Origin of the sequence: Phaeovulum sp. (assembly GCF_030684035.1) — a bacterium.
Taxonomy (GTDB): Bacteria; Pseudomonadota; Alphaproteobacteria; order Rhodobacterales; family Rhodobacteraceae; genus UBA6213.
The window spans coordinates 1-2897 of the sequence record NZ_JAUXPI010000028.1 but is presented as its reverse complement, the minus strand read 5'-3'; the positions used below and the strand labels follow the sequence as shown (position 1 = coordinate 2897).

The following is a 2897-nucleotide window of genomic DNA, read 5'->3' as shown; positions in this document are numbered from 1 at the left end:
TGCGGTTGGTCAGCAGAGCTTGAAGCTCAGCGCGGTCGGCGGGGCCAAGGAAAAGGCAGATGTCGGAGCGTCTCATCCTCCGACTATGCCACAGCATGGCACCGGCGGGAATCCTGCGTCAGGTGTCGAACACTAGCGTGCAAGAACCAGTTCGGCCCTGAGCCCGCCAAGCCGCGCGCTTTCCCCCAGATGCAACTCGCCGCCGTGGCCGCGGGCAATATCAGCAGCTATTGCAAGCCCGAGACCGACGCCCTGCCCCGCGTTCTGGTTGCGCGCGGGATCGAGCCTGGTAAACGGGCGCAGCGCTTCGCCACGGCGCGCGGCGGGAATACCGGGGCCATCGTCTTCGACAATGATGCACAGCGTCTCGTCGGTCAACTGCGCCGAAACCTCGGCGCGGGCCGCGTGGCGGGCGGCGTTGGCGAGCAGGTTTTCCAGCGCCCGGCGCAACGCATCGGGGCGGAACGTGGCAAGCCCCTCGCCATCGACGCCGGTCAGCGTCACCTCTTGCCCGGCGCGGCGTGCATCGGCCACCAACTCGGCAAGAAATTCCGCCGGGTCGCGGGCTTCAGGGGCAGTATCGGTCGCTTCGGCCTGGGCGAAATCGAGAAAGCTGTCGACAAGGCCGCCCATCTCCCTCACGTCGCGCTCCATCGCCGCCGCCTCTGGCCCGGGCGGCAACATCGACAGCCCCAGCCGCAGCCGCGTCAACGGCGTGCGCAAATCGTGGCTGATGCCTGAAAACATCAAGGTGCGCTGTTCGATCTGCTGTTCAATCCGCGCGCGCATGTCAAGAAAAGCTGCCCCGGCCGCGCGAACCTCGGTGGCACCGCGCGGGCTGTAAGGCAGCACTCGACCCATGCCGAAAGCCTCAGCGGCCTTGGCAAGCCGGGTGATCGGGCGAAGCTGGTTGCGCAAAAACACATAGGCTACGAATGTCATCAGCAGGCCGGTCGCGAGCATCAGCACCAAAAGCTGGTGCGGGTTCGACACCGCCACCCGGCTGCGCGGAAATACCAGCTGCATCGGGCCGTGGCGGGTGGCGAGGATCAGCCGCACCTCACGCGCATCATCGAGATCGACAAGCGTCAGCCCCTTGACGCGCGCGCGCAATTCGCGCACCACCACGCGGCCCGAAAAATCCCAGAAATCGCGCCGGGTTCCCGCTTCGACGTCGACCGGCAGCAGAACCGCCAGCCTGAGCGGTTCAGCCGCCGCGGCAATCGCCGCAAGCGCCGTTGGCACATCCTCTGCCGTCTCGGTCAGCGCAACGATATAGGACAGGTCATAGGCCATCGACACCGTCATTTGCCGCGTCGCGCCCTCGAAATGCCGTTGCAGAAAAACGATCGAAACGACAAGCTGGAGCGTCACGACCGGCAGGATCAGGATCAGCGCGGCGCGCCCGTATAGCCCATAGGGCAGCTTGCGTTTGAGCCACTGAAAGAACATGCCCGCAGCCTAGTCGCTGCACCGCCCGGAGGAAAGCACAAGATGCCGCGCCCTGCCCCACCCGCGCTCACTCGCCCCGCCGAAGGCCTGCGCCTGGTGCTTGCTCCGAACCCTTCGCCGATGACGTTGAACGGCACCAACACCTGGATTGTCGGCGAAGGCAAGGTGGCGGTAATCGACCCCGGCCCTGCGCTGCCCGCGCATCTGACGGCGATCCTTGCCGCGCTCGCACCAGGCGAGCGGATCAGCCACATTTTCGTGACCCACGCCCATCTCGACCATTCCGGCCTGGCGCGACCGCTTGCAGAGGCGACGGGCGCGCCTGTATTGGCCTTTGGCGATGCCGTCGCCGGGCGCTCGGCGCGCATGATCGAACGCACCGCGCGCGGCATGGCACCCGGCGGCGAGGGGGTCGATGCCGGTTTTGCCCCCGATGCCAGACTTGCCGATGGCGACCGCGTTGACGGGGGCGACTGGACGCTCGAGGCGCTGCACACGCCGGGGCATTTCGGCAACCACCTCAGCTTTGTCTGGCAAGGCGGAACCTTCAGCGGCGATCATGTAATGGGCTGGGCCAGCACCCTGATTTCGCCCCCCGACGGGGATCTGGCCGCGTACATGGACTCGCTTGATCGTCTTCTTGCGGTGTGCCCGCCGAGGCTCTTTCCCGGCCACGGCGCGCCGGTCGAGGCGGTTGCGGAACGCATCGCCGAGCTCGCCGCGCACCGGCGCGACCGCAACGCCCAGATCCTTGCAGAACTTGCTGCCGGCACGCTCGGCATTGCCGAGTTGGTAGCGCGGCTTTACCGGGAAACCCCGCATGCGCTGCACCCGGCAGCAAAGCGGAACGTTCTCGCGCATCTCATTGATCTTGAGGATAATAACCTGGTTTTGCAAAGACCCGGAGCGACCGGCGAAGCGCGCTATACAAGGCGCTGAAGCAGTGCGATTTTCCCCGCAAAAGCCTCTGGACGCCCCCCGCCGCTGCCGCTATACAGCGCCTCGTGTTCCGGCGTAGCTCAGCGGTAGAGCAGTTGACTGTTAATCAATTGGTCGTAGGTTCGATCCCTACCGCCGGAGCCAAAAATCTCGAATAGCTACAAGACGTTAGCGGGCCGCCCTTGTGGGCGGCCTTCGCGTTTTCGGCCTGTTTTGCAACATCTTTGCAACATTGATGCTCCATGTTTAAACGGCGAGGCAACGTGTGTTTCGGCATGCAAAATTGACCCCGTTGTCGGGGTGATCGGCGTCCAATTTTGACCCCCCTCAGGTTTTGTCTGACCATTCGCTTTTGGGCAGCGGATGGGATCGTGTCCCACGGCGTGGTGTAGGTTCTGGCTGAGGTGGTCACCGGCGATTTCCGGCTAGGGTCTGGTTGCTTACACCAACCTTGACCGAGAGGACCACCGATGACCGACGAGATGATGAACCTGCGGGCGCTTGTT

2 protein-coding genes and 1 tRNA gene are annotated in these 2897 nt (G+C 64.7%); 2 read left to right on the top strand and 1 reads right to left on the bottom strand.

Annotated elements, in window-relative coordinates:
- Positions 1 to 132 precede the first annotated feature (132 nt).
- Positions 133 to 1452, bottom strand: coding sequence for an ATP-binding protein (locus Q8J98_RS06820; RefSeq protein ID WP_305293699.1), 1320 nt, complete (start codon positions 1450 to 1452; stop codon positions 133 to 135).
- A 42-nt stretch (positions 1453 to 1494) separates the two neighbouring features.
- Between Q8J98_RS06820 and Q8J98_RS06815 the strand changes: the two genes are divergently transcribed.
- Together Q8J98_RS06815 and Q8J98_RS06810 are read left to right on the top strand one after the other, a co-directional pair.
- Positions 1495 to 2391: an MBL fold metallo-hydrolase gene (locus tag Q8J98_RS06815; RefSeq protein WP_305293698.1), complete on the top strand. Its 897-nt coding sequence runs from the start codon at positions 1495 to 1497 to the stop codon at positions 2389 to 2391.
- A 69-nt stretch (positions 2392 to 2460) separates the two neighbouring features.
- A tRNA-Asn gene (locus tag Q8J98_RS06810) sits at positions 2461 to 2535 on the top strand.
- Positions 2536 to 2897 lie beyond the last annotated feature (362 nt).

Coding starts and splice junctions, on each gene's coding strand:
- Q8J98_RS06815 (WP_305293698.1), top strand. CDS start 1,495: ATGCCGCGCCCTGCCCCACCCGCGCTCACTCGCCCCGCCGAAGGCCTG.
- Q8J98_RS06820 (WP_305293699.1), bottom strand. CDS start 1,452: ATGTTCTTTCAGTGGCTCAAACGCAAGCTGCCCTATGGGCTATACGGG.